This is a genomic window from Nocardioides panacisoli (assembly GCF_039537325.1).
Classification (GTDB): Bacteria; Actinomycetota; Actinomycetes; order Propionibacteriales; family Nocardioidaceae; genus Nocardioides; species Nocardioides panacisoli.
The window spans coordinates 120211-143459 of the sequence record NZ_BAABAH010000009.1; the positions used below are offsets into that span (position 1 = coordinate 120211).

Annotated in this window: 17 protein-coding genes; all 17 read left to right on the forward strand. The window is 73.7% G+C overall.

What is annotated here, in order from left to right:
• The first annotated feature begins 6 nt into the window (after nt 1-6).
• Complete coding sequence (locus ABD709_RS13560) at nt 7-2100, forward strand: glycosyltransferase (protein ID WP_344776245.1); 2094 nt, start codon at nt 7-9, stop codon at nt 2098-2100.
• Nucleotides 2097-3398: an O-antigen ligase family protein gene (locus ABD709_RS13565; protein ID WP_344776247.1), complete on the forward strand. Its 1302-nt coding sequence runs from the start codon at nt 2097-2099 to the stop codon at nt 3396-3398. The genes ABD709_RS13560 and ABD709_RS13565 overlap by 4 nt, the downstream gene beginning before the upstream one ends.
• Complete coding sequence (locus tag ABD709_RS13570) at nt 3398-3958, forward strand: YveK family protein (protein ID WP_344776249.1); 561 nt, start codon at nt 3398-3400, stop codon at nt 3956-3958. The genes ABD709_RS13565 and ABD709_RS13570 overlap by 1 nt, the downstream gene beginning before the upstream one ends.
• The gene (locus ABD709_RS13575; protein ID WP_344776251.1) at nt 3955-4764 is read left to right on the forward strand and encodes a polysaccharide deacetylase family protein; all 810 of its coding nucleotides are present in this window, start codon (nt 3955-3957) and stop codon (nt 4762-4764) included. Before ABD709_RS13570 ends, ABD709_RS13575 begins: the two co-directional genes overlap by 4 nt.
• A complete protein-coding gene (locus tag ABD709_RS13580; RefSeq protein ID WP_344776253.1) occupies nt 4761-5927 on the forward strand; it encodes a cellulase family glycosylhydrolase in 1167 nt (388 codons plus the stop codon). Before ABD709_RS13575 ends, ABD709_RS13580 begins: the two co-directional genes overlap by 4 nt.
• A gap of 52 nt (nt 5928-5979) precedes the next feature.
• The gene (locus ABD709_RS13585; RefSeq protein WP_344776255.1) at nt 5980-8841 is read left to right on the forward strand and encodes an oligosaccharide flippase family protein; all 2862 of its coding nucleotides are present in this window, start codon (nt 5980-5982) and stop codon (nt 8839-8841) included.
• Nucleotides 8842-8843: 2 nt separating this feature from the next.
• Nucleotides 8844-9950 carry a glycosyltransferase family 4 protein gene (locus ABD709_RS13590; RefSeq protein ID WP_344776257.1) on the forward strand — a complete coding sequence of 369 codons (1107 nt, stop codon included), beginning with the start codon at nt 8844-8846 and terminating at the stop codon, nt 9948-9950.
• Complete coding sequence (locus tag ABD709_RS13595) at nt 9947-11035, forward strand: glycosyltransferase (protein ID WP_344776259.1); 1089 nt, start codon at nt 9947-9949, stop codon at nt 11033-11035. Before ABD709_RS13590 ends, ABD709_RS13595 begins: the two co-directional genes overlap by 4 nt.
• A complete protein-coding gene (locus ABD709_RS13600; RefSeq protein ID WP_344776261.1) occupies nt 11032-11838 on the forward strand; it encodes a hypothetical protein in 807 nt (268 codons plus the stop codon). The genes ABD709_RS13595 and ABD709_RS13600 overlap by 4 nt, the downstream gene beginning before the upstream one ends.
• A complete protein-coding gene (gene galE / locus ABD709_RS13605) occupies nt 11838-12830 on the forward strand; it encodes a UDP-glucose 4-epimerase GalE (RefSeq protein ID WP_344776263.1) in 993 nt (330 codons plus the stop codon). Before ABD709_RS13600 ends, galE begins: the two co-directional genes overlap by 1 nt.
• Nucleotides 12827-13597 (forward strand): aminoglycoside phosphotransferase family protein, encoded by a 771-nt coding sequence (locus ABD709_RS13610; protein WP_344776264.1) that lies wholly within the window; start codon nt 12827-12829, stop codon nt 13595-13597. The genes galE and ABD709_RS13610 overlap by 4 nt, the downstream gene beginning before the upstream one ends.
• Nucleotides 13594-14673, forward strand: a complete 1080-nt coding sequence (locus tag ABD709_RS13615) for a GNAT family N-acetyltransferase (protein ID WP_344776266.1) — start codon at nt 13594-13596, stop codon at nt 14671-14673. Before ABD709_RS13610 ends, ABD709_RS13615 begins: the two co-directional genes overlap by 4 nt.
• On the forward strand, nt 14670-16109 hold the full coding sequence (locus tag ABD709_RS13620; protein ID WP_344776268.1) for an oligosaccharide flippase family protein: 1440 nt from the start codon (nt 14670-14672) through the stop codon (nt 16107-16109). Before ABD709_RS13615 ends, ABD709_RS13620 begins: the two co-directional genes overlap by 4 nt.
• 40 nt (nt 16110-16149) lie before the next feature.
• Complete coding sequence (locus ABD709_RS13625; RefSeq protein WP_344776270.1) at nt 16150-16884, forward strand: class I SAM-dependent methyltransferase; 735 nt, start codon at nt 16150-16152, stop codon at nt 16882-16884.
• A 137-nt stretch (nt 16885-17021) separates the two neighbouring features.
• Entirely contained in the window at nt 17022-19160 is a 2139-nt protein-coding gene (glgX, locus tag ABD709_RS13630; RefSeq protein WP_425575134.1) for a glycogen debranching protein GlgX, read from the forward strand.
• The gene (gene treY / locus ABD709_RS13635) at nt 19157-21490 is read left to right on the forward strand and encodes a malto-oligosyltrehalose synthase (protein ID WP_344776274.1); all 2334 of its coding nucleotides are present in this window, start codon (nt 19157-19159) and stop codon (nt 21488-21490) included. Before glgX ends, treY begins: the two co-directional genes overlap by 4 nt.
• The gene (treZ, locus tag ABD709_RS13640) at nt 21487-23247 is read left to right on the forward strand and encodes a malto-oligosyltrehalose trehalohydrolase (RefSeq protein WP_344776276.1); all 1761 of its coding nucleotides are present in this window, start codon (nt 21487-21489) and stop codon (nt 23245-23247) included. Before treY ends, treZ begins: the two co-directional genes overlap by 4 nt.
• Nucleotides 23248-23249 lie beyond the last annotated feature (2 nt).

Genomic DNA, 23249 nt, shown 5'->3' on the forward strand with positions numbered 1-23249 from the left:
CGCGACGTGGCGCGACTGCGGGTGACGGTCGTCCAGCAGGGCGGCGTCCTCGGGGGCGCCGAGCGCTGGTGGCTCCAGCTCGCCGACGCGACCGGCCGCTTGGAGGTGACCGGGATCGCCCTGGGCGCCGGCGCGACCGCGGCGGAGTGGCGGCACCGCGGCTGGCCGGTGACCGTCCTGCCGAGCGAGCGCACGGCGCCGCGGCTGGCGGTGGTGTCCGCGCGGGTCCTCTCGGCGCTGCGCCGCAGTCGTCCCGACGTGGTCGTCGCCCACGGCGTCAAGGCCGCGCTGGTCGCGGCGCCGGCGGCTCGCGCCCTCGGGATCCCGGTCGTCTGGGTCCGGCACGACGCCTCCTTCTCCGGCCGGCTCGTCGCCCTGCTCGACCGGCTGACCGACGGACAGGTCTCGAGCAGCTCGTGGCTCACCGACGGGCGCTCGACGTGCAACGGCATCGTGCTCAACCCGCCCCGGATGGGCGCACCGCTGCCTCGGGACGCCGCCCGGGACCGGCTCGGGCTGCACGGCGCCGACGGCGAGCTGCTGCTGGGCATGGCGACCCGGATCGTGCGCAACAAGGGCATCGAGGACGCGATCCGCGCCCTCGCCGAGCCGGTAGCCGGGTCGTGGTCGCTGGCGGTGGCGGGGCTCGACGACCCTGCGGAGCCGGACGAGCACGAGCGGCTCGTCAAGCTGGCCGCGGAGCTCGGCGTGGCCGAGCGGGTGCGGTTCCTCGGCGAGGTGCCGGACTTCCACCGCGTGGTGTCGGCGTTCGACGCCGTCGCCGTGCTCACGAGGCCGAGCCCCGACCAGCCCTGGTACCGCGAGGCCTTCGGCATGACGGCGCTCGAGGCGATGACCGGGGGAGTGCCCGTGATCGCCACCCCGCCGGTCGACCTGGTCGCCGGCGCTGGCGGCCTCGCGGTGCCGCCACGCGACCCGGCGTCGGTCGCGACCTCCCTCGCGCTGCTCGAGGACGACGCCCTCCGGGGCAAGGCCGCCCGAGCCGGGCGCGACCGCGCCCAGGAGTACCCCGCCGCAGCCGAGGCCGCCGGTCGTCTCGTCGACCACCTCGCGCTCGCCGCCGGCCGCCCCGGCGCCGGGCACCCCGCCGAGGGTCCGCCGATCAGCGTCGTGACCACGGTCCTGGACGACGAGGACGGCCTCACCGACCTGCTCACCGGCCTGGTCCCGCAGCTCGGGCCCGACGACGAGATGGTCGTCGTCGACGGCGGCTCCGTCGACGGCACCGTCGCCGTCGCGCTGCGGGCCGCCGAGGCCGACCCCCGGGTCCGGGTCGTCGTCGAGCCTGGTGCCGGGATCTCCCGCGGCCGGAACCTCGGCATCGACCTCGCCCGGCACGACGCGATCGCGTGCACGGACGCCGGCTGCGTCCCGGCCAAGGGCTGGCTCGCCGCACTTCGCCGCGCGTTCGACCGGCACCCGGAGGTCGACCTGTGGACCGGCACCTACCGGGTGCTCGCCGAGAAGCCGTGGGAGCTCGCCCTGGCGGCCGTGGGCTACCCGTCGATCGACGAGCTCGGTCGACGTACTCCCTTCGTGCGGACCTACGGCCGCTTCCTCGGCCGCAGCTTCGATCCCTCCATGCCGACCGGCCGCTCGGTCGGGTTCACCCGCCGCAGCTGGCAAGCCGCGGGCCGCTTCCCGGAGCACCTCGCCACCGGCGAGGACGTGCTCTTCGGCCGCCGGATCGTCGAGGGCGGCCATCGCGCCGAGCTGGTGCGCGACGCGGAGGTCAGCTGGGCACAGCGTCCGACCCTCGTCGCGAACCTCCGGATGCTCCGCCGGTACGGCGAGGGCAGCGGCTACTCGCTCGACCGACGGCTGATGGGCCGCGACCTGGCCCGGGTGGCGGCGTACGCGGGCGGCTCCGTGCTGGCCGCGCGCGGCGGTCGCCGTACCCAGGCGCTGGTCGCCGGCACCACGATCGCCTACCTCTCGGTCCCGACGGCCCGCGCGCTGCGGGGTCCGCGACCGATCGCCACCGCAGCTCTGGTCCCCGCGATCGCGGCTGCCCGGGACCTCGTCAAGGCCCACGGCGCCGTGACCGCGGCCGGTCGCCGGCTCGGAGGGTCGACGTGACCCAGACCATCGTCGGTACCCGGGCCTCGGCGCCCGTCGCCGCGCCGGCCCGCGTCAGGTCCGGGCGGGTGCTCCCGCTCGCCGTCGGCGGCGTGATCGTCCTCCTGCCGTTCGGCGGCATCTCGGTGCCGGTCGTCGGCATGAGCGTGGTCGACGCGGCCATGGCGGTCCCGGCGGCGCTGGCGCTGCGAGCCCTCGCGCGGGACGAGGCGCGGCTCCCGTCCTCGCTGATCCTCTCGGGCCTCTCCCTGGGGCTGGCGGCCTGCGTGGTCTCGGCGGCCGTCGGCGTCGACCCGGGCGACTCCGTCAAGCTCGTGGTCATCTCGCTGCTCACGTTCGGCTACGGGCTGGCGGTCGCCCAGGCCTACCGGCCCGGGCTCGAGATCGACGGACTCGACCTCCTGGTGCTCGTCGGGGGGATCGTCGCCGCGATGGCGCTGGTCTCGGCCGGGTCGCTGCAGGCGGTGGACGCCGGCAACGTCGTGACCGGGCGTCTCACCGGTCCCTTCTCGCAGCCCAACGAGCTCGGTCAGTTCTGCGCGGCGCTGCTGCCGGTCGCCGTGGCGTGCGTGGTCACCAGCGGGTCGCGGCGCCGTACCGCCGCGCTGGGGCTCGCCGCCGCCCTGCTGGCCACCGCGTGCGTCCTGAGCATGTCCCGCGGATCGTGGATCGGGGCGCTGACCGGCCTGGCGTTCCTCGCGGTCTGCGAGCCGGCCACCCGCCGCGTCCTCGCTGCCGTCGGGCTCGCGATCGTCGGGACGATCTGCGCCGCGATGGTGCTGCCGACGACCACCCCGCTGCTCGGGGTGCTCGGCTCCCGGATCCGGACCCTCGGCGACCCCACCCAGAACCAGTACGACGACCGTCCGCTGATCTGGGCGGAGGCCTGGCGCCAGGCGACCGAGCACCCCTGGCTCGGCGTGGGGCCCGGCGGGTTCCCCGGTGTCGCCGCTCGCTCGGCGAGCGCCGTCTCCGCGGACCCGCCCGACCACCCGCACGACCTGCTGCTCACGGTGCTCGCCGAGCGGGGCGTCATCGGCGTCGCGCTCGGTGCGGTCGTGGTGGCCGGGTGCCTGCTCGCCACCCGCGCCCAGCTGTTCGCGGCGCCGCGCCCGGGCAGCGCCCCCAGAGCCCTCCGCGCCCGCAGCCTTGCCGTGATCGCCGCGCTCGCGGCGGTCCTGGCCCACGGGGCGTTCGACATGCCCCTCCGCAATCCGATCGTGTCCGGCCTCGTCTGGACGCTGCTCGGCGCGGCCATCGTGGTCGAGTCGAACCGAGGGGAGCACCCGAGATGGTGATGACAGCTGTCGAGGACCAGCGCAACCGCGAGCGCTGGCGCTACATCGGCGTCCTCGTCGGCGGGGTCGCGCTCCTCGTCGCGCTCGGCTGCCAGCTGATCCTGCTGATCCCGACGACCTACACGGCGACCAGCGCGATCGCGCTACGGCCCCTCACCGCCGACCAGGCGGCCGACACCATCGAGATGCAGGCGCACGAGTACAGCGTGCTGCTGGGCGCGAAGGAGACCGCGGCGGCCGTCGTGGACTCGCTGGGGACGACCGACCACCGCCCCGACGTCGGCGTGACCGCGACGATGGACCCCGGCACCTCGACGGTCCGGATCGAGGTGACCTCGACGACCCGGGACACGGCCATCGCGGTCGCCAACGGGCTTGCGGACAAGGCCCAGCACCTGGGTCAGGGCGACGAGACCGCACAGGTGGTCGTGGTCGTCGAAGCCGGCCCGTCGGGCGTGACCTCCGAGCCGCCGCGCAACCTCTACATCGCCGCCCTGCTGACCCTCGCGGTGCTGCTGCTCGCCGGCGGGCTCTACAAGATCCGGGAGCGGACCTCATGAGGCGACCGTCCGCGCTGGTGCTGATGTACCACGGCGTCGACCGCGTCGGTGCCGTCCGGGACCCGCACGCGATGTTCGTGACGCCCGAGGCGTTCCGCGCCCAGGTCGAGCACGTCCTCGAGTCCGGCTTCGTGCCGATCACGGTGCAGGACTACCTCGCCGGCCTGGACGGCGTACCCCTGCCCCAGAAGGCGGTGCTCATCACCTTCGACGACGGCTACCTCGGCGTCGGTGAGCACGCGGCGCCCGTCCTTGCGTCCTTCGGTGTTCCCAGCGTGCTCTACGTGCCCGCGGGGCTGCTCGGGGGCTGGTCGGAGTGGCTCGAGCCCCGGCACCGGCACCGGCTGATGTCGGACGCCGACCTCCGCGCCGTGCACGGCCAGGGCATGGCAGTCGGCGTGCACGGCCTCGACCACACCGACCTGACGACGCTCTCCGATGCGGAGCTGCGGCGGCAGACGGTCGACACCCGGGAGGTGCTCGAGTCCGTCGTCGGCGACGACGTCAGGTCGTTCGCCTTCCCCTACGGAAGCCACGACGCGCGGGTCCGCGCTGCCGTGCGCGCCGCCGGCTACCGCGCGGCCTTCGCCGTGCACGACCGGGAGGACGACTTCGCGATCCGGCGAGTCGACGTCAACGCGTTCGACACCATGCGCACGTTCCGGCTGAAGCTGCGGCCGCTCTACCCGTCCGTCAGGAGCGCGTCGGAGCGGTTCCCTGCCGCTCGGCGACTCGCGCACGACCTCCTCGGTCGGGCCGTCCGCGACCAGCACGACGGCGGGACGGTCACGGTGAGGACGCGATGAGCAAGCTCGTGGTCCGCCTCGTGATCCTGGTCGTCGCCACGGCGGCGGGCGTCTGGATGCTCGGCTCGACGCTGCCGCCCCGGATCGAGGCGCTCCCGGACTCCTCGGGCGACCACCAGCACGCGACCGGCGGACCCGACCACCGCCACCGCCACGGGCACCAGGCGCCGACCGGGCCCGAGCGCGACCACGAGCTCGGCGTCCAGCTGTCCGCCCACCACGCGGCGACGTCGAAGCGGGCACTCGTCGTGATGGACCACCTCGCCGCCGCGGGCGCGAGCTGGCTGCGGGTGGACGTCGGCTGGGCGACGCTGCAGCCGGACGGACCCGGCCCGTTCGCCGGCTGGTACACCGACCTGCTCGACGACGTGCTCGCCCGCGCGCACCGCCTCGGCCTGAAGGTCATCCTGGCCCTCTGGCAGACACCCGCGTGGGCCTCGACGTCGGGCAGCCCCTACGCCCCGCCGACCCACGACTCCGACTTCGCCGAGGCGATCGGCACGGCCGCCCAGCGCTGGGGGGACGACGTCGACGCGTGGGAGGTCTGGAACGAGCCGAACTTCGACGCCTTCTTCGAGGGCGCCGACCCGGCGACCTACACGCGCCTCCTGTGTGCCGCCTATCCGGCGGTCAAGCACTACGACCAGTCACCGGTCCTGCTCGGCGGACTGATGTACAACGACGACGACTGGCTGCGGGAGGCCTACGAGGCCGGCGCGAAGGACTGCTTCGACGGTGTCGCCACCCATCCCTACGTGGGCCCGAGCAACGCGCCGCCGGACACGCCGGCCGTCGGCGCGAAGTGGCGGCTCACCGCCACGCCTGCCGTCCGCGACGTGATGAAGGAGTACGGCGACGCGCGGAAGCAGATCTGGATCACCGAGCTCGGCTGGTCGTCCGGGCCGGACAGCAAGGGCAACCCGTGGGACATCCCGGTGTCGCCGCAGACGCAGGCGAAGTTCCTCCGGCAGGCCGTGGAGCTCGTCCGCACCCGCTACCCCTACGTCGGGCCGATCATCTGGTACCGCGACGTCGACGGGCGATCCAGGAGCTACCAGGACGGTTTCGGCCTGTTCCATCCCGACCTGACGCCCAAACCTGCCCTCGGTGCGTTCGAGGCGGCGGTCCGCGGTCGGGGGACCCGGCGCGCCGGCCGCTCCTGAGATTTCCGCTCCGCCCCGGATCAAGCACAGCCTGCCCCCGCACTGGAGAGGCATGACCATGGTCGTGCCCGAGGTGGCTCGCGCGCCGCTGGCGGCAGCGCGAGCCACGAGCGACCCGCAGCCGCCCGAGGCCGTGTCCGGCGCGGCCTGGCTCGCGATCGGCGCCGTCGCCTCCAAGGGCGCGCAGACCCTGGTCCTCCTCGTCTTCGCCGCGGTGCTCTCCCCGGACGCGTTCGGCGTGATCTCCCTCGGCGCCGTGCTGCTCAACGTCACGACGGTGCTCGCCGACCTCGGCACGAGCACCGCCCTGGTCCACTTCCGGGGCGACGCAGAGCGCGCCGCCCGCACGGCGCTCACGATCGCGCTCACGGTGGGGTGCGTCCTGGTGCTGCTGGTGTGGCTCGCGGCGCCCGGCTTCGCCGACGCCCTGCAGGCGGGCGACCTCGGCACCGGTGTCTTCCGGGGCATCGTGCTCTGCGTCCCGTTCGCCGCCGTGGCCGGCGTCAGCGGCGAGCTGCTCCGGCGGGCACTGGACTTCCGGCGCCGCGTGCTGCCCGACATCGCCGGCAACGTGGTCGGCGCGGCCGTGACGATCGGCGCCCTCGCCGTCGGCGAGGGCGCGTTCTCCCTGGTCTACGGCCAGGTCGTCCAGGCGATCGTCGTGCTGCTGCTGTTCTGGGCGGTCCGCCGGCCCGTGCGGCCCGGCTGGTCGCGTGCCGACGCGACCACCCTGGTCGGGTACGGCGCCGGTCTCGCGGGCAGCGGCCTGCTCACGCTGCTGATGCTCAACGTCGACTACGTGCTGGTGGCCAACCGGCTCGGCGTTCACGACCTCGGCGCCTACTCGATGGCGTTCCGGGTCGCCTACATGCCCTACCTGCTGATCGCCATGGTCGTCGGGGGCGCGGTCTTCGCGCACCTGTGCCGGCTGCGGGGGACGGCGGTGTGGCGCGCGACCGTCGACGCCGCTCGGGTCCTGCACGCGTTCGTCGTGCCCGCGTACGTGGGCGTCATCGTCCTCGCCCCGCAGCTCCAGCTGCTGGGGGAGCGGTGGGCGGCCGCGGTGCCGGCGCTGCGGTGGCTGGCCGCCTACGGGCTCGCCCTCAGCGCTCTGGAGCTGCTGCTCGTCGCACTCAAGGCGGTCGGCCGCACGTCCGACGTGCTCGGGCTGGGCGCGCTCCACGTCGGGATGCTCCTGGTCCTGCTCGGCATCTACGTCGACAGCGGGGTGACCGCCGTCGCGGTCGTGCAGTTCGCCGCCGGGGTGGCGACCCTCGCTGCGGCCGTCGTGGTCACCACCAGCCGCCTCCCGGGAACCGAGTGGGGCAGCCTGCTCCGCCGGCTCGCACCGGTCGCCGCGGCAGCCGCCGCCATGGCTGCCGCCGGGCTGGCGCTGCAGCGGGTGCTCCCGTGGGCGCAGGTGTCCGCTCCGGGCCTGGTGCTGGTCGCGCTGTTCTCCGCGGCGACCTACGCCTCCACCCTGTTCCTGCTCGAGCGCGGTCGCCGACCGCAGACCGCACAGGTCCGCCCGCTCCGGGTGCCCAGCGTCCACCTGCCCAGCGTCCACGTTCCCGAGGTCCGGCGTTCCGGACGCGGCCGGGCGCCGCGGATCCCGGGCGACGCGCGACGCGTGGCCGTCTACGGCGCCGTGGCGGTGGCCTGCGCCGGTGCCGGGGCACTGGCCGTGGGGTCGCCGTACGCGACCCTGCTCGGCCTGGTGGCCGTCGCCGCGGTCGGTGCTGCGATCCTCCGGGTCGAGTGGGCGGCGATGGCCTACGTCGCTGCCGAGCCGTTCGGCGACCTGCTGCGCGACGTGCACCCTGACGCGATCAAGGTCATGGGCGCCCTGCTGTTCGTGTCCTGGCTGGTGCGCGTCGTGCAGGACCCGCGGCTCTCCCTGAGCCACCACGGGCTCCACGCGGTCGGCGCCCTGGTCCTCGCGGTGCTCGCCTCCTTCGTGCTGCACGGCGCCGACCTGGCCGTCGGCCTCGACCACACCGTCACCTACGCGTCGTACGCCCTCGTCGTGGTGGTCCTGGTCGACACGATCCGCCGCGGCCGCCCCGACCCGCTCGCGTTCGGCCGGTGTCTCGCGGTGGCGTTCGCGCTCTCCTGCACCGCTGCCGGGGTGATCGCCTCGGTCGGCTTCCTCGCCCACGGCGGTCGCGCAGGCGGCCCGCTCTCGGACCCCAACGACCTCGCGTTCTTCATGATCGCGGCGCTGCCGATGCTCCTGGTGGTCCGTCGCCGCTCGGTCGCCACGACCGTCCTGCTGATGGGCTGTGCGGCCGTCCTCGTGGTCACCACGTTCGCGACCTTCTCGCGTGGCGCCCTCCTCGGCCTTGCCGTCATGGCGGTGGTCGCGGTGCTGCTCGGGGCCGTGCGGCTGACCACCGCCGTCAGCCTCGGCGTGGTGGCCGCCGTCGTGCTCGGAGCGCTGTGGCTCACCCATGGCGACGTCGTCTCCCGCAGCCTCGAGGAGAAGGACCACATCGCCGCCGCCAACGTCGACACCCGGCTCACGACCGCGACCATGGCCGCGGAGATGACGGTCGCGAGCCCCCTCGTCGGCCAGGGGCCGGGCGGCTTCGCGGCGAGCCGCGCGGAGTTCGCGCCGGCCGGCACCTCCCACGTCGACCAGACGGTCGCCCACCAGATGTACCTCGACGTCAGCTCGGAGCTCGGGCTGCTCGGCCTGGGCGCCTTCCTCGCGATCCTCGCGTACGGCGTCCGCGGGGCCCTGCGTGCGCGGACCGCACCCGAGCGCCGCCCTCTCGCGAACGCGACGCTGATCGCGTTCGCGGGCGTGCTGGTGGCGGCCTGCTTCCTGAGCGAGCAGCTCTACCTGCCGGTCTGGCTGCTGGTCGCCCTCGGCATCGCGCTCGAGCCGGCGCTCCGGCCGAGGAGGACCTGACCGTGCGCGTGCTCCAGCTCGTCACCCAGGACCGGGGCGGCCCCGTCGACCATGCGGCGGAGGTCGCGGCGGAGCTCGCGCGCCTCGGGCACGACAGCCACCTCGTCGGGCCGCCCGGTGCCTACCTGGCCCACGCCGCTCGCCTCGGCGTCAGCACCCACCCTGCCGCGATGAACGGCAAGGGCGACGTCGCCGGGGCGCGGGCCGTCGCCGCAGTGGTCGCGGCCGTCCGCCCCGACGTCGTCCACCTGCAGGACCGCCGGGCCGGGCTGGTCGGGCGGGTCCTCGCCACGGGCCGACGGATCCCGTCGGTCTACACGCTGCACGGCGTCCCGGACGAGCTGGCGCCGCTGGTGTCGGGCAACCTTGCGATCGCCCCGGGACGCATCCGGCACCGCTGGGCCTACCTGTTCCTCGAGCGCCTGCTCGCCCGGGCGCCCAGGTCGGTCGTCGTCACACCGTGCGCGGCTCTCGCGGTCTATGCCCGGGACCACGTGCGGATCCCCGGCGACCGCGTGCGCGCCGTCCCCAACGGGGTCGGCCCGGCCTGGCTCGCGACCGGACCCGCCCGGCCCGAGCACCCGCACCCGCGCGCGACCTGGCTGGGGGTGATGCAGCCGGTGAAGCGGGTGCCGGAGCTGGTGCGCGCCGCGGCGCGGGTCCCCGGCCTGCAGCTCCAGCTCGTCGGCGACGGCCCCGAGCGGGGCCTGGTCGAGCAGGCCGTCGCGGCGACCGGGACCGGCCGCACGGTCCGGCTCGCCGGCTACCGGAGCGACCCGGCGCCGTACCTGCGCGACACGGACATGTTCGTGCTGCCCTCCGCCGCCGAGGCGTGCCCGATGGCGATGCTGCAGGCGATGGCGTGCGGGGTGCCGGTCATCGCGTCGCGCGTGGGCGGGGTTCCCGAGATCGTGCGCAGCGGCGTCGACGGCCTGCTCGTCGACCCCGGCGCCGACGACCAGCTCGTCGCGGCGCTCGCCCTGCTCGCCGAGGACGTGCGTCTCCGGCAGCGGCTCGGTGACGCGGGCAGGGCTCGCGTCGCGTCCCACTTCGGAATCGAGCACACCGTGAGGTCCCTGCTCACCATCTACGAGGAGCTGGCCGGATGAGGATCCTGACCGTCATCTCCGAGCTCGGCGTCGGCGGCGCCGAGGTGGTCGCGGTAACCCTCGCGACCGCCGCGGTCGCCGGCGGTCACGAGGTCACGATCGCCAGCGGGCCGGGCTTCCGGATCCCGCAGGTCCGGGCCGCCGGCGTCGGTCACGTCCCGATCACGATGGTCGGCCGCAACCCGGTCCAGCTCGCCCGCTCGGTGCTGCGGCTGCGCGCCGCCGGTCGTCCGGACCTCGTGCACGCGCACAACCCCAAGGCGACGCTGGTCGCCCGGCTGGCGTTCGGACGCGACGTCCCCATCGTGACCACGCTGCACGGCGTGGCGGACGCCGAGGCCGCGCACGCCGCCCGGATCCTCTCCTGGGCCAGCGACCGCGTGGTCGTGGTGTCGTCCCACGTCGGCCGGCAGCTCGCGCTGGCCGGCTGTCCCGAGCACCGCATCGAGGTCGTCCCGAACGCCGTGCAGCCCCTGCCGTCCTACCCCCGCGCGCAGGCCCGGGCCGAGCTGGGCATCCCGCCCACCGCGGTCGTGGGGTTGTGCCTCGCCCGGATGGTCGACCAGAAGCGCCACGACCTCCTCCTGGACGCATGGTCCTACATCGGCCAGCGGGCGCTCCTGCTGCTCGCCGGGGACGGGCCCAACCGGACGCGGGTCGCTGCCGAGGTGGACTACTACCGGCTCGGCGGAACCGTCCGCCAGCTCGGCGAGCGCACCGACGTCCCACGGCTCGTGGCGGCCAGCGACTTCCTGGTGCTCCCGACCGACTGGGAGGGGCTCCCGATCTCCGTTCTCGAGGCCATGGAGGCCGGTCTGCCGGTCGTCGCCTCCCGGGTCGGCGGGCTCGCCGAGCACTTCGCCGGAGCGGCCCGGCTGGTCGAGCCCGGGTCGCTCTCCGAGCTCGTCGGAGCCCTTGACGACGTCATCGCCCGGCCCGCGCTGCGTGCCCAGCTCGCGCACGCCGGTCGGGCGCGCACCGCCGAGCGGTTCAGCGCCGACGCGATGGTGCAGCAGTACGCCGACCTGTACGCCCGCCTGGCGTCCACGGGAAAAGGCCTCACCCCGACCGGAGGGCGTCGATGAGTCCCTGGAGCGAGAACAAGCGCCCGATGTGGCCGATCTACACCGGCATGGGCGTGATCATCGCCGGGCTGGTCATCGGCTACCTCCTCATGACTGGTGTCGTCGGAGCCGGCAGCGACGCCGGCAGCGACCGGCCCACCCCCGGCCTGGTCCCGCCGACCGGCGGCTCCGGCGGCACCGTCCACCCGCAGCAGCAGCAGCCGCTGAAGGTGGTCTCCTGGGGCGAGACGAGCGGCCAGCTGGCGGTCGTCGTACGGAACGACTCCGACCAGCCGATCAAGCACCTGCGGGTCCGGATCTCCGCCCTGGACACGGCGGGCGACGTGGTGATGTCGACGACCGGTACCGGCCGCGACGTCTGCTGCACCGTCGTCGGACTGCCGCCCGGCAAGTACTTCGGTCTGTTCGCGGACATCGACCCGGCAGTGGCCGGCAGGACCACGGCGGTCCAGGTCAGGCCGGCCTACGCCACCACGCCGGCGAAGGCCGGACCGGAGGCGAGGATCACGGTCACCCGGACCAGGCTGCAGCGGTTGCCCGACGACACCGTCGTCACCGCGAACCTGACGACCCGGGGGGAGGACCTGTCCGGATACGTGGCCGCCCAGGCGTTCCTCGTGGGCAAGGACGGCCGGGTGGTGCAGGTGATCTCGGGACGCTTCTACTGCTTCCGGCCCGGTACCACCCACGAGATCCGGCTCCGCCTGTTCCACCCGGTGCCGGACGGCGTCCGACTCGACCGGATCGTCGCCTATGCGATCCCCGACGGCGTCCCGCCGCACGTCCCGGGGGAGTGTCGCTGATGGACGTCCTCGTCACCGGTGGCGCCGGCTACATCGGCAGCACCGTCTCCTCCGCACTGTCCGACGCCGGGCACCGCCCCGTCCTGCTGGACGACCTGTCGACCGGCCGCGCCGAGTTCCTGGTGGGCAGGTCGGCGTACGTCGGCGACGTCGCCGACCGCGCCCTCGTCAGGAGGATCCTGCACGAGAACCCCGGGATCACCTCCGCGGTGCACTGCGCCGCGCAGGTCGTGGTGCCCGACTCCGTCAGCGAGCCGGGTCGCTACTACCGGACGAACGTGCTCGGCACCCTCGAGCTCGCGGAGACGCTGACCGAGGGCGGCGTGACCGACCTGGTGTTCAGCAGCTCGGCGTCGATCTACCAGCCGGAGCCGGACCTCACCGTGCACGAGCATTCGTGCTGGAACCCGCTCAGCCCCTACGCGCGGACCAAGGCGGTCGCGGAGCAGGTGCTGGCCGACCTCGCGGACGCGAGCGACCTGCGGGTGGTCTCGCTGCGCTACTTCAACCCGATCGGCGCCGACCCCTGGCTGCGCACCGGCCCGCGGGAGCAGTCGCCGAGCGTGCTCGGCCGGCTGGTCGAGGCACATCGCACCGGGAAGCCGTTCGCCGTCACCGGGGTGGGCTACCCGACCGTCGACGGCACCGGCCTCCGCGACTACGTCCACGTCTGGGACCTCGCCCGCGCGCACGTCGCCGCGATCGAGGACTTCGACCGCGCGCTGGACGGGTCGCGCCACTCCGCGATCAACATCGGGACCGGGCGGGGCACGACCGTGCGGGAGCTGGTGGCCGCCTTCGAGGCGGTCACCGGCGACCGGCTCCCCGTGGTCGACGCCCCGCCGCGCCCGGGAGACACCGTCGGAGCCGTCGCCCGCATCCTCAAGGCCGCACGCGTCCTGGACTGGGGCGCCGAGCTCGACTTGTCCGCCGCGATCGCGGACACCCTCGCGTGGGACGAGGCTCGAGCGGGGCTGGCGGTGACGGCGTGACCGATCTCGCCACCTTCGTCGAGAACCCCGACCTGGTCGTCTTCCGGGCCGCGTCATCGGGTGACGTGCTCCGCGTCCGCAGGGAGGTCGAAGGCCGCCAGTGGGCCGCGCGGCACGGGATCCCGACGGCGGAGATCGTGGCGATGGACCGCGACTGCCGCTGGCTGGTGAGCCGCCGCGTGCACGACGAGCCGGAGGAGACGACGGCGTACGCCGTCGCGGCCCTCGACGTCGCCCAACGGATCCAGGCACTGCCTCACCCGCGCTTCGTCACGCCTGCGGCGACGTGGCGGGCACCGAGACGGACGGTTCCCCTGCGCGCGACCCGCCTGGTGCGGGCGGGGCTCGACCTGCGGATGTTCCTCGCCGTCCGGCGCGCCTACGACCAGCTGCCCCGGGACGCGACCGTGCACCACGACTACCACCGCCACAACGTGCTCAACACGGCCGGGCCCGGCGTCACCGTGATCGACTGGGAGCACGCCGGGACCGGTCCGCGCCACCACGACATGGTGCGGCTGGTGGTGACCCTGCACGAGCCCGCGGTCGCCGAGGCGGCCTGGCAGATGCTCGTCGCCTCGGTCCGCCCTCACGAGCGTCCCGCGCTCGCGACCCAGCTCCGCTGGCTCACCCTGCGCACCTACGCCAGCGAGATCGCCGTCGCCCGCCACGCGCTCGACCAGGCACAGGGCGAGCACCGCCGGGCGCGGTGGCACCTGGCACGAGAGTGGGCGGCAGAGCTCGCTCCCGACGGGGCGGCACGATGACCGCGGACCTGCTCTCGACCGTCGCGACAGGCGACGCCGCACGGGCCGAGCTCGGACGGCTGGTGACCTACGTCGACCGGCACAGCGTCGCGTTCTGCACGTCCTCCTGGTGGCTCGAGGCCGCCGCCAGGCTGCTTCCGGCAGAGCCCGTCGTCATCACGGTGCGGGCCGGGCCCGCGCCGGTCGCGGTCGCTGCGCTCGGCGTCACGAAGAAGCGTGGCGCACGCCGGATCAGCCTCCTCGGCGGTGAGCTCAACGACTACGGGCAGCTCTTCCACGACGACGAGCCGGCCGCCGTCGCTCTCGGCGAGGCGATCGCGGCGTGGACGGCCGAGCAGGGCCGCTGGTCGCTGGACCTCGATCAGCTCCCGCCCGGGGACCCGGTCGCCGGCGTCCTCGTCGACCGCCTCGGCGCCAGCCTCGGGGAAGGACCGCCGATGCCGCAGATCGCCGGCCTCGGGACCGACTACAGGATCAGCCGGAACCGGGTCCGCAACGCGCAGAAGGCGATCAACCGGGTCGAGGCCGACGGACGCACGTGGGCGAGGCTCACGATCGAGGACGCCGAGGTCGTGGACCGGTGGCTGCCCCGCGTGGTCGAGCTGCGCCGTGGCCGCGACCACGGCGTGGGCCGGCGAAGCCACCTCGACGACCCGGCCGCGCGCTCGTTCTACACCGCGGTCGTCCGGGAGGCCGTCGCCCGGGGCCGGGCCGCGATGAACCTCTTCCTGGTCGACGACGACCTGCTCGCGGGGTACTCGGTCGTGATGTTCGACGGAGCCACGCACCGGTTCTTCGACTGCCGGGTCGCAGACGACCACCAGCGCTACCGCGGCGGATCGGTCTGCGAGCTCATGGCGGTCACCCGCGCCAGGGACGCCGAGGACGTCACCGGTTTCGACTGGCTACGGGGCCGGACCGAGGCGAAGTTCGGGAACGACGAGCTCTTCCGGGTGAGGGTCACGGCGTCGTCGCACCGCTCGGTCGTGGCGATCGACGAGTGGGAGCAGGCGACCCGGCAGCGGGTCAAGGCCGTGCTGCCCGCGGCTGCGGTGCGGAGGCTCGTCGCCAGATGACCGACGTCGTTGAACGGGCCGACACGCTGCGTCGCACGGGCGCGGCCGTTCTCGCGCTCGGTGCGTCAGAGCTCCTCGGCAAGGTCGCGACCCTGCTGATGTTCCTGATCCTGGCGCGCGTGCTGGGCGTGGCGGAGTTCGGCGTCGTCTCGTTCGGGCTGAGCCTCGGCCTGCTGCTCGCCGTGGCGCCCTCCCTCGGCCTGGACTCACGACTGGTCCAGCTCGGCAGCTCCCGCCCCGACCTGCTCGACCGGTCCTACGGCGCGCTGGTCGCGATCCGCGTCCTCCTGTCGGCAGCGGTGATCGCAGCCACCTGTGCGGTGGTCGTGCCGACCATGGGCGCACGCAGTGGCGCCACGGTCGTCCTGCTCGTCGCGAGCGGCCTGGTCGACACGGTCACCGACGCCTCGCGCGCCGCCTGCGGCGCCCTCCAGCGGCAGCAGTTCGCCGCAGTGGTGCTCGTCGTGCAGCGGTTCGCGACGCTGGCCCTGACTGCCGCCGCCGTGCTCACCACGCGATCGGTGGCCCTCGCGGCGCTGGCGTACCTGGTGGGCACCTCCGTCGGCGTGCTGGGCATGCACGTGGCCGCGCGCCGGGCAGGTGCGCGCCTGGTCGTCCACGGCAGTCGCGCCGAGGCGAAGCTGCTGCTCGAGGCCGCCCCGGTGATGGGCGCGGGCGCCGTCGCCGCGATGGGGGTCTTCCGCATCGACTCCGCACTCATCGGCGTCCTGATCGGCACCGTCGCCGTCGGCGTGTACGGCGCCGGCTACCGGCTCTTCGAGACGATCGTCTTCGTCAGCTGGACGCTGTCACGCGCCTACATGCCCGTGATCGCCCGGCGACCGGACGATCCCGAGCACGTCCGCACGTGGGCGCGCCGCGCGCTCGTGGTCGTCTGCGCGGTCTACCTGCCGTACGGCGTCGTCATCGCCCTGCGCGGCGACGACGTGGTGCGCCTGCTGTTCGGCCCCGAGTACGTGCACCACGGCGTGCTGCTCGGCCTGGCAGCCGCCCCGCTGCTCTTCGGCATCACGCACCTCGGATCCTGCGTGCTCCTCGCGTTGCGGCCCGACCCGGTCGTGCTGCTCGCCAGCGTGGTCGCCCTGACCCTGAACATCGCGATGAACCTCGTCCTCATCCCGGTGTGGGGCATCACGGCCGCCGCGATCGCCACCTGCGCCGCGTTCCTCGTGCAGGCGACGATCCTGATGCGCGCGCTGACCCGGATCACGGGGAGCATCGCCTCGCCACGCGCGATCGGCGCCGTCCTCGTCGGCTCGGTGTGTGCCGGCGCGGTCGCGCACGCCGTCGCCGACGTCGTGCTCGCGGTGCCGGCGAGCGCGGTCACCTTCCTCGTCGTCTGGGCCGTGGCGGGAAGGGTGCTGGACCCGGGCGCCCCGGGCCTGCGGTCGCTGCTGCGGGGTGCCGATGCCTGAGCCGGATGCTGCCCTCTCACTGCCACCAGGAGTCACCGACATGTCACCCACCTTGGAGAGCGGTCCGCTCTACACCGATCTCGACCAGCTCTGGTCGGGGTACGAGGACCTGCTGATCGGGCTCGGCCGCCGTACGGGGGCCACGACGGTGGCCGAGCTCGGTGGCGGTGCCAACCCACTGGTCGCGGACGAGGCGCGGTGGGGCTTCGCCCCCGAGCGGGTCGTCCTCGACATCTCCGCCGACGAGCTCGGCAAGGCGCCGGGGAACGTCCGCACCCGCGTCGCCGACCTCTGCCGGCCGCTGCCGGACGGTCACGGTGCCTACGACCTCGTCTTCTCCAAGATGCTGTGCGAGCACATCGGCGACCCGCGCACGTTCCACCGCAACTGCTTCGACCTGCTCCGTCCGGGCGGTCACGCGGTGCACTTCTTCCCGACGTTGATGACGGTGCCGTTCGTGATCAACCGGCTGATCCCCGAGGAGCTGGCGCGGTCGGTGCTGGGCAAGGTGCAGCCGCACCGGATCAGCGACCCGCGGCAGGAGAAGTTCCCCGCCTACTACCGGTGGTGCACCGGACCCACGTCGCGGGCGACCCGGCGGTTCGAGAGCGTCGGCTTCGAGGTCGAGTGCTGGCACGCGACCTTCGGGCACACCTACTACCGGCCGGTCGCCCCGTTGCACAGGGCCGAGCTGGCGAAGACCCGGCTGCTCCACCAGCACCCGTCGCCCTACCTGACCAGCTTCGCGGTGGTGGTCCTCCGCAAACCGGAGTGATCCGCGCCGCTTCTTGTCCCGGCGGAGGTAGCCCTGTTGGATTGTGGGTACCAGGGGTCCGTGCGTCGGGCGGTCGCCCGGCTCGGACGGGAGGGCTCCGGATTGTGGTAGAGACCTGGCCAGGATCGGCGTACCCCTTGGGTGCGACGTTCGACGGCAGCGGCACCAACTTCGCCCTGTTCAGCGAGATCGCCGAAAGGGTCGAGCTGTGCCTGGTCGACGTCGCCGACGACGGGACGCGGACCGAGACGAGGGTGGACCTCACCGAGGTCGACGCCTACGTCTGGCACGCCTACCTGCCCGAGGTCCAGCCGGGGCAGCGCTACGGCTACCGCGTGCACGGGCCGTGGGACCCCGCCCAGGGTCTGCGCTGCAACCCGTCGAAGCTGCTGCTCGACCCCTACGCCAAGGCGACGTTCGGCGAGATCGACTGGCAGCAGTCGCTCTTCGGCTACGACTTCGGCGAGGAGGACTCGCGCAACGACGACGACTCGCTGCCGCACACGATGCTCGGTGTCGTCGTCAACCCCTACTTCGACTGGGAGGGTGACCGGGCGCCGCGGACGCCGTACGCCGAGAGCGTCATCTACGAGGCGCACGTCAAGGGCCTCACCGCTACCCACCCCGACGTCCCGGAGAACCTGCGCGGCACCTACGCCGGCATCGCCCACGACGCGGTGGTCGAGCACCTGCGCAAGCTCGGCGTGACCGCCGTCGAGCTGATGCCGGTCCACCAGTTCGTCCACGACGACGTGCTGCTCCAGCGTGGGCTGCGCAACTACTGGGGCTACAACACGATCGGCTTCCTCGCCCCGCACGACGGCTACGCGGCCGCTGCCAGCCCCGGCCAGCAGGTGCAGGAGTTCAAGGCGATGGTGCGCGCCCTGCACGACGCCGACATCGAGGTGATCCTCGACGTCGTCTACAACCACACCGCGGAGGGCAACCACCTCGGGCCGACGATCAGCTTCAAGGGCATCGACAACCCGGCCTACTACCGGCTGGTCGACGACGACCGCAAGTACTACATGGACTACACGGGCACCGGGAACTCGCTCAACGTCGGCCACCCCCACTCGCTGCAGCTGATCATGGACTCGCTGCGCTACTGGGTCACCGAGATGCACGTCGACGGCTTCCGCTTCGACCTCGCGTCGGCCCTCGCCCGGGAGTTCTACGACGTCGACCGCCTCGCCGCGTTCTTCGAGCTCGTGCAGCAGGACCCGGTCGTGAGCCAGGTCAAGCTGATCGCGGAGCCGTGGGACGTCGGACCGGGCGGCTACCAGGTCGGCAACTTCCCGCCGCAGTGGACGGAGTGGAACGGCGCCTACCGCGACACCGTGCGCGACTTCTGGCGCGGCACGACCGACCTCGGCCAGTTCGCGAGCCGGATCTCCGGGTCCTCCGACCTCTACGAGCACTCCGGCCGCCGTCCGGTCGCGAGCATCAACTTCGTGACCGCCCACGACGGGTTCACCCTGCGCGACCTGGTGTCCTACGAGCACAAGCACAACGAGGCCAACGGCGAGGACGGCCGCGACGGGTCCGACGACAACAGGTCGTGGAACCACGGCGTGGAGGGCCCGACCGACAAGGAGGACGTCAACTCCGCACGGGCGCGCGACCAGCGCAACCTGCTGGCGACGCTGCTGCTGAGCCAGGGCGTCCCGATGGTGCTGCACGGCGACGAGGTGGGGCGCACCCAGGACGGCAACAACAACACCTACGCCCAGGACTCCGCGATCAGCTGGATCGACTGGGAGCGGGTCGACCGGCCGCTGCTCGAGTTCACTGCCGACCTCGTCGCGCTGCGTCGCGAGCACCCGTCGCTGCGGCGCCAGCGGTTCTTCACCGGGAGGTCGGTCCGCACTGCTGAGGGCGGCCGCCTCAACGACATCGTCTGGCTGCACCCCGACGGGCGGCCGATGGAGGACGCCGACTGGCACAGCGACCTGCGGGCCCTCGGCATGTACCTCAACGGCGACGGCATCGCCGGCCGCGACCCGCGCGGGCAGCCGATCCGGGACGACCACTTCCTGATCCTCTTCAACGGCGGGGACGAACGGCCCGTGACGCTCCCCGACAAGGAGTACGCCGCCCGCTGGCAGGTCGTGCTGGACACGACCGGCGAGTGCGCCACCGACTCCCTCGACGCGAGTGACGTCATCCAGCTGCCGCACCGCGCGGTCGTCGTACTCCGTGACTCGCGGAGCGAGGAGCCGGAGATCGACTCCAGCCCGGCCGCGTCCGTCGCGTCCATGGCCGCCGAAGCATGACCGGTCCGGTCCCCACGAGCACCTACCGTCTCCAGGTCACCGCCGACTTCGACCTCGACGCCGTGCTGGAGGTGCTGCCCTACCTCGACGACCTCGGCGTCGGCTGGCTCTACCTCTCGCCGCTGCTCGAGGCGCATCCCGGCAGCACGCACGGCTACGACGTGGTGGACCCCGGCCGGATCGATCCTGCGCGCGGCGGGCCCGAGGCTCTCGCCCGCGTGTCGGCGGAGGCGCACCGCCGCGGGATGGGGATCGTGGTCGACGTCGTGCCCAACCACGTCGGCATCGAGACCCCTGTCACGAACGGGTGGTGGTGGGACGTGCTGCGGAACGGCCGGGAGTCCCGGTTCGCGCACTACTTCGACATCGACTGGGACGCCGGCGACGGACGTGTGCTCGTCCCTGTGCTGGGAGACGACGACCTCGGCGGGCCGGAGGGCGCGATCGGCCACCTCGAGGTGGTCGACGGGATGCTCGGCTACCACGACCACCGTTTCCCCCTCGCTCCGGGCAGCGCCGACCCCGACGGCGACCCGTCGGCCGTGCACGACCGCCAGCACTACCGGCTGGTCAGCTGGCGCGCGGCGGACCACGACCTCAACTACCGCCGCTTCTTCTCCGTCAACACTCTCGCCGGCGTGCGGATCGAGGACCGCGACGTGTTCGAGGCGACGCACGCCGAGGTCGGGCGCTGGTTCCGCGAGGGGCTCGTGGACGGGCTGCGGATCGACCACCCCGACGGGCTGCGGCACCCGGCGGCCTACCTCGAGGACTTGGCCGACCTCACCGACGAGGCCTGGGTCGTCGTCGAGAAGATCCTCGAGCCGGGGGAGGAGCTCCCGGTGCGCTGGCGCACGGCAGGGACCACCGGCTACGACGCGCTGGCCCTCATCGACCGGGTCCTGGTCGACCCCGCGGGCGAGGCCGACCTCGGCGCCCTGGACGACGAGGCACGTGGGGGAGTCCCGCCGTGGGCGGAGATGGTCCGCGCCAACAAGAGGGAGGTCGCCGAGACCAGCCTGAACGCGGAGGTGCGCAGGATCGCGCGCGAGGTCGCTCGTGAGCTGGACGAGGACCCCGCCGAGAGACGGACCGACGTGGAGTCCGTGCTCGTCGAGCTGCTCGCGGCGTTCCCGGTCTACCGGAGCTACCTCCCCGACGGGCGCGAGCACCTCGACCTCGCCGTCGAGACGGTCCGCGCCGAACGGCCCGACCTCGCGACCGCCCTGGACACCGTCGTCCCGTTGCTGCAGGACCGGCTGACCGCGCCGGCGCTGCGCTTCCAGCAGACGAGCGGCATGGTGATGGCAAAGGGCGTGGAGGACCGGTCGTTCTACCGGTGGAGCCGGCTGACGTCGCTCAACGAGGTGGGCGCCGACCCCGACGACTTCTCGCTGACGCCCGCTGGCTTCCACGAGGCGATGGTCCGCCGTCAGGAGACGGGCCCTGCGGCGATGACCGCCCTGAGCACCCACGACACCAAGCGGAGCGAGGACGTCCGCGCGCGGATCGCCGTGCTCGCCGAGGACCCGGGGTGGTGGCGTCGGACCCTGGAGGACCTGCTCGATGCGGCGCCACTACCGGACCCGGGCTTCGCGAACCTGCTCTGGCAGGCGGCGGTCGGGGCCTGGCCGATCGCGCGCGACCGGCTGCACGCCTATGCCGAGAAGGCGATGCGGGAGGCCGCGGACCGGACGACCTGGACCGAGCCCGACGCTGCCTACGAGGACGCAGTGCACGCGGTCGTCGACGCGGCGTACGACGACGGCGCGACGCGCGCGATCCTCGACGGCGCCGCCGAGCGCCTCGCCGCGCCGGGCTGGAGCAACGCGCTGTCGGCCAAGCTGCTGAGCCTGACGATCCCGGGCGTGCCCGACGTCTACCAGGGCACGGAGCTCTGGGACCAGAGCTTGGTTGATCCTGACAACCGTAGGCCGGTGGACTTCGACCTGCGCCGGAAGCTGCTGGCGGCCGGCGCGGCGCCGTCGGCCCCGACCGGACCCGACGACCAGGGCGCCGCCAAGCTGCACGTGGTGCGCACCGCGCTGCGGCTGCGCCGCGGGCGGCCCGAGCTGTTCACGCGCTACGAGCCGGTCGGTGCCGGGGGAGCGGCTGCCGGGCACCTGCTGGCGTTCGATCGCGGGGGAGTGGTGGCGGTGGCGACCCGTCTGCCGCTCGGCCTCGCCGAGGCGGGCGGCTGGCGCGACACCCGGCTCGCCCTGCCGGAGGGGGAGTGGCGCGACCTGCTGACCGAGCGCCCCGCCGCCGCCGAGGTCGGCCGGCTGCTCGACACCCTTCCGGTGGCGCTGCTCGTGCGGGAGGACCGATGACGTTCGAGGTGTGGGCGCCGCGTGCCCGTCGCGTCCGGCTCAGCCTCGGCGACGACGTCGTGCCGATGGCGCCGGGGGAGGGCGGCTGGTGGCTACCGGAGGAGGACCCGGGCGCGGTCGCCGACGGGACGCCGTACGGCTTCCTCCTCGACGAGGACGACAGGCCGCTGCCGGACCCGCGCTCACTGCGCCAGCCCGACGGCGTGCACGAGCGGTCCGCGACCTTCGACCCGGGCGCGTTCGAGTGGTCCGACCAGGCCTGGACCGGCCGTCAGCTCGCCGGCGCGACGATCTACGAGCTGCACGTCGGGACGTTCACCCCCGAGGGAACGCTCGACGCCGTGGCGGAACGGCTCGAGCACCTGGCCTCGATCGGCGTCGGCTTCGTCGAGCTGATGCCGGTGAACGCGTTCAACGGCACCTACAACTGGGGCTACGACGGCGTGCTGTGGTCCGCGGTGCACGAGCCGTACGGCGGCCCTGCTGCCTACCAGCGGTTGGTCGACGCCTGTCATCGCGCCGGGATCGGCGTCATCCAGGACGTCGTCTACAACCACTTCGGGCCGTCCGGCAACTACCTCCCGCGGTTCGGGCCGTACCTCAAGGAGGGCCGCAACACCTGGGGCGACCTGGTGAACCTCGACGGCGAGGGCTCGGAGGAGGTGCGCCGCCTGATCCTGGACAACGCGCTGATGTGGCTGCGCGACTTCCACGTCGACGGGCTGCGGCTCGATGCGGTCCACGCGCTGCTCGACGAGTCCGAGGCGCACCTGCTCGAGCAGATGTCGGTCGAGGTGGCCGGCCTGTCGGCCCACCTGAACCGGCCGTTGACCCTGATCGCCGAGTCCGACCTCAACGACCCCGGCATGGTGACGCCGCGCGAGGCCGGCGGGCACGGGCTCGACGCGCAGTGGAGCGACGACTTCCACCACGCCGTGCACGTCGCGCTGACGGGGGAGACCGACGGCTACTACGCCGACTTCGCCCCGCTCGGGGCGCTGGCCAAGGTGCTCGACCGCGGGTTCTTCCACGACGGCACTTTCTCGAGCTTCCGGGGCCGCGACCACGGCCGGCCCGTCGACACCGAGCGGATGCCGACGTGGCGGCTCGTCGTGTGCGCGCAGAACCACGACCAGGTCGGCAACCGGGCCCGCGGCGACCGCACGGCCGAGCACCTGGACACCAGCCTGCTGCTCTGCGCGGCCCTGCTGACGCTCGCGGCCCCGTTCACCCCGATGCTCTTCCAGGGCGAGGAATGGGCAGCGAGCACGCCGTTCGCGTTCTTCACGTCCCACCCGGAGCCCGAGCTGGCCCGGGCCACGGCCGAGGGCCGGCTGGCCGAGTTCGAGCAGATGGGCTGGGACCCCGAGGAGGTCCTCGACCCCCAGGACCCCGAGACGTTCGAGCGCAGCCGGCTGCGCTGGGACGAGCTCGCCGAGGGTCGGCACGCGGTCGTGCTGGCGGGCTACCGGCGGCTCGCCGCACTGCGGCGCGAGCTGCCCGACCTGACCGATCCGCGGTTCGGCCGGGCCACGGCGGACGAGGACCGCCGGCGGCTGACGCTCGACCGGGGCGCGGTCGCCGTCCACCTGAACCTGGGGGAGGACGGCTGGGAGGTGCTGGCCGACGAGGTGCTGTTCAGCACCACGGACGGCGTCCCCACGGGCCCGGTGGACGGCGGCGTCACGGTGCCGGCGCGGTCGGGCGTGCTGGTCCGTGCCCGGACGGCTGCCGGCGGCCGCGGGCCCCTTCACTAGAT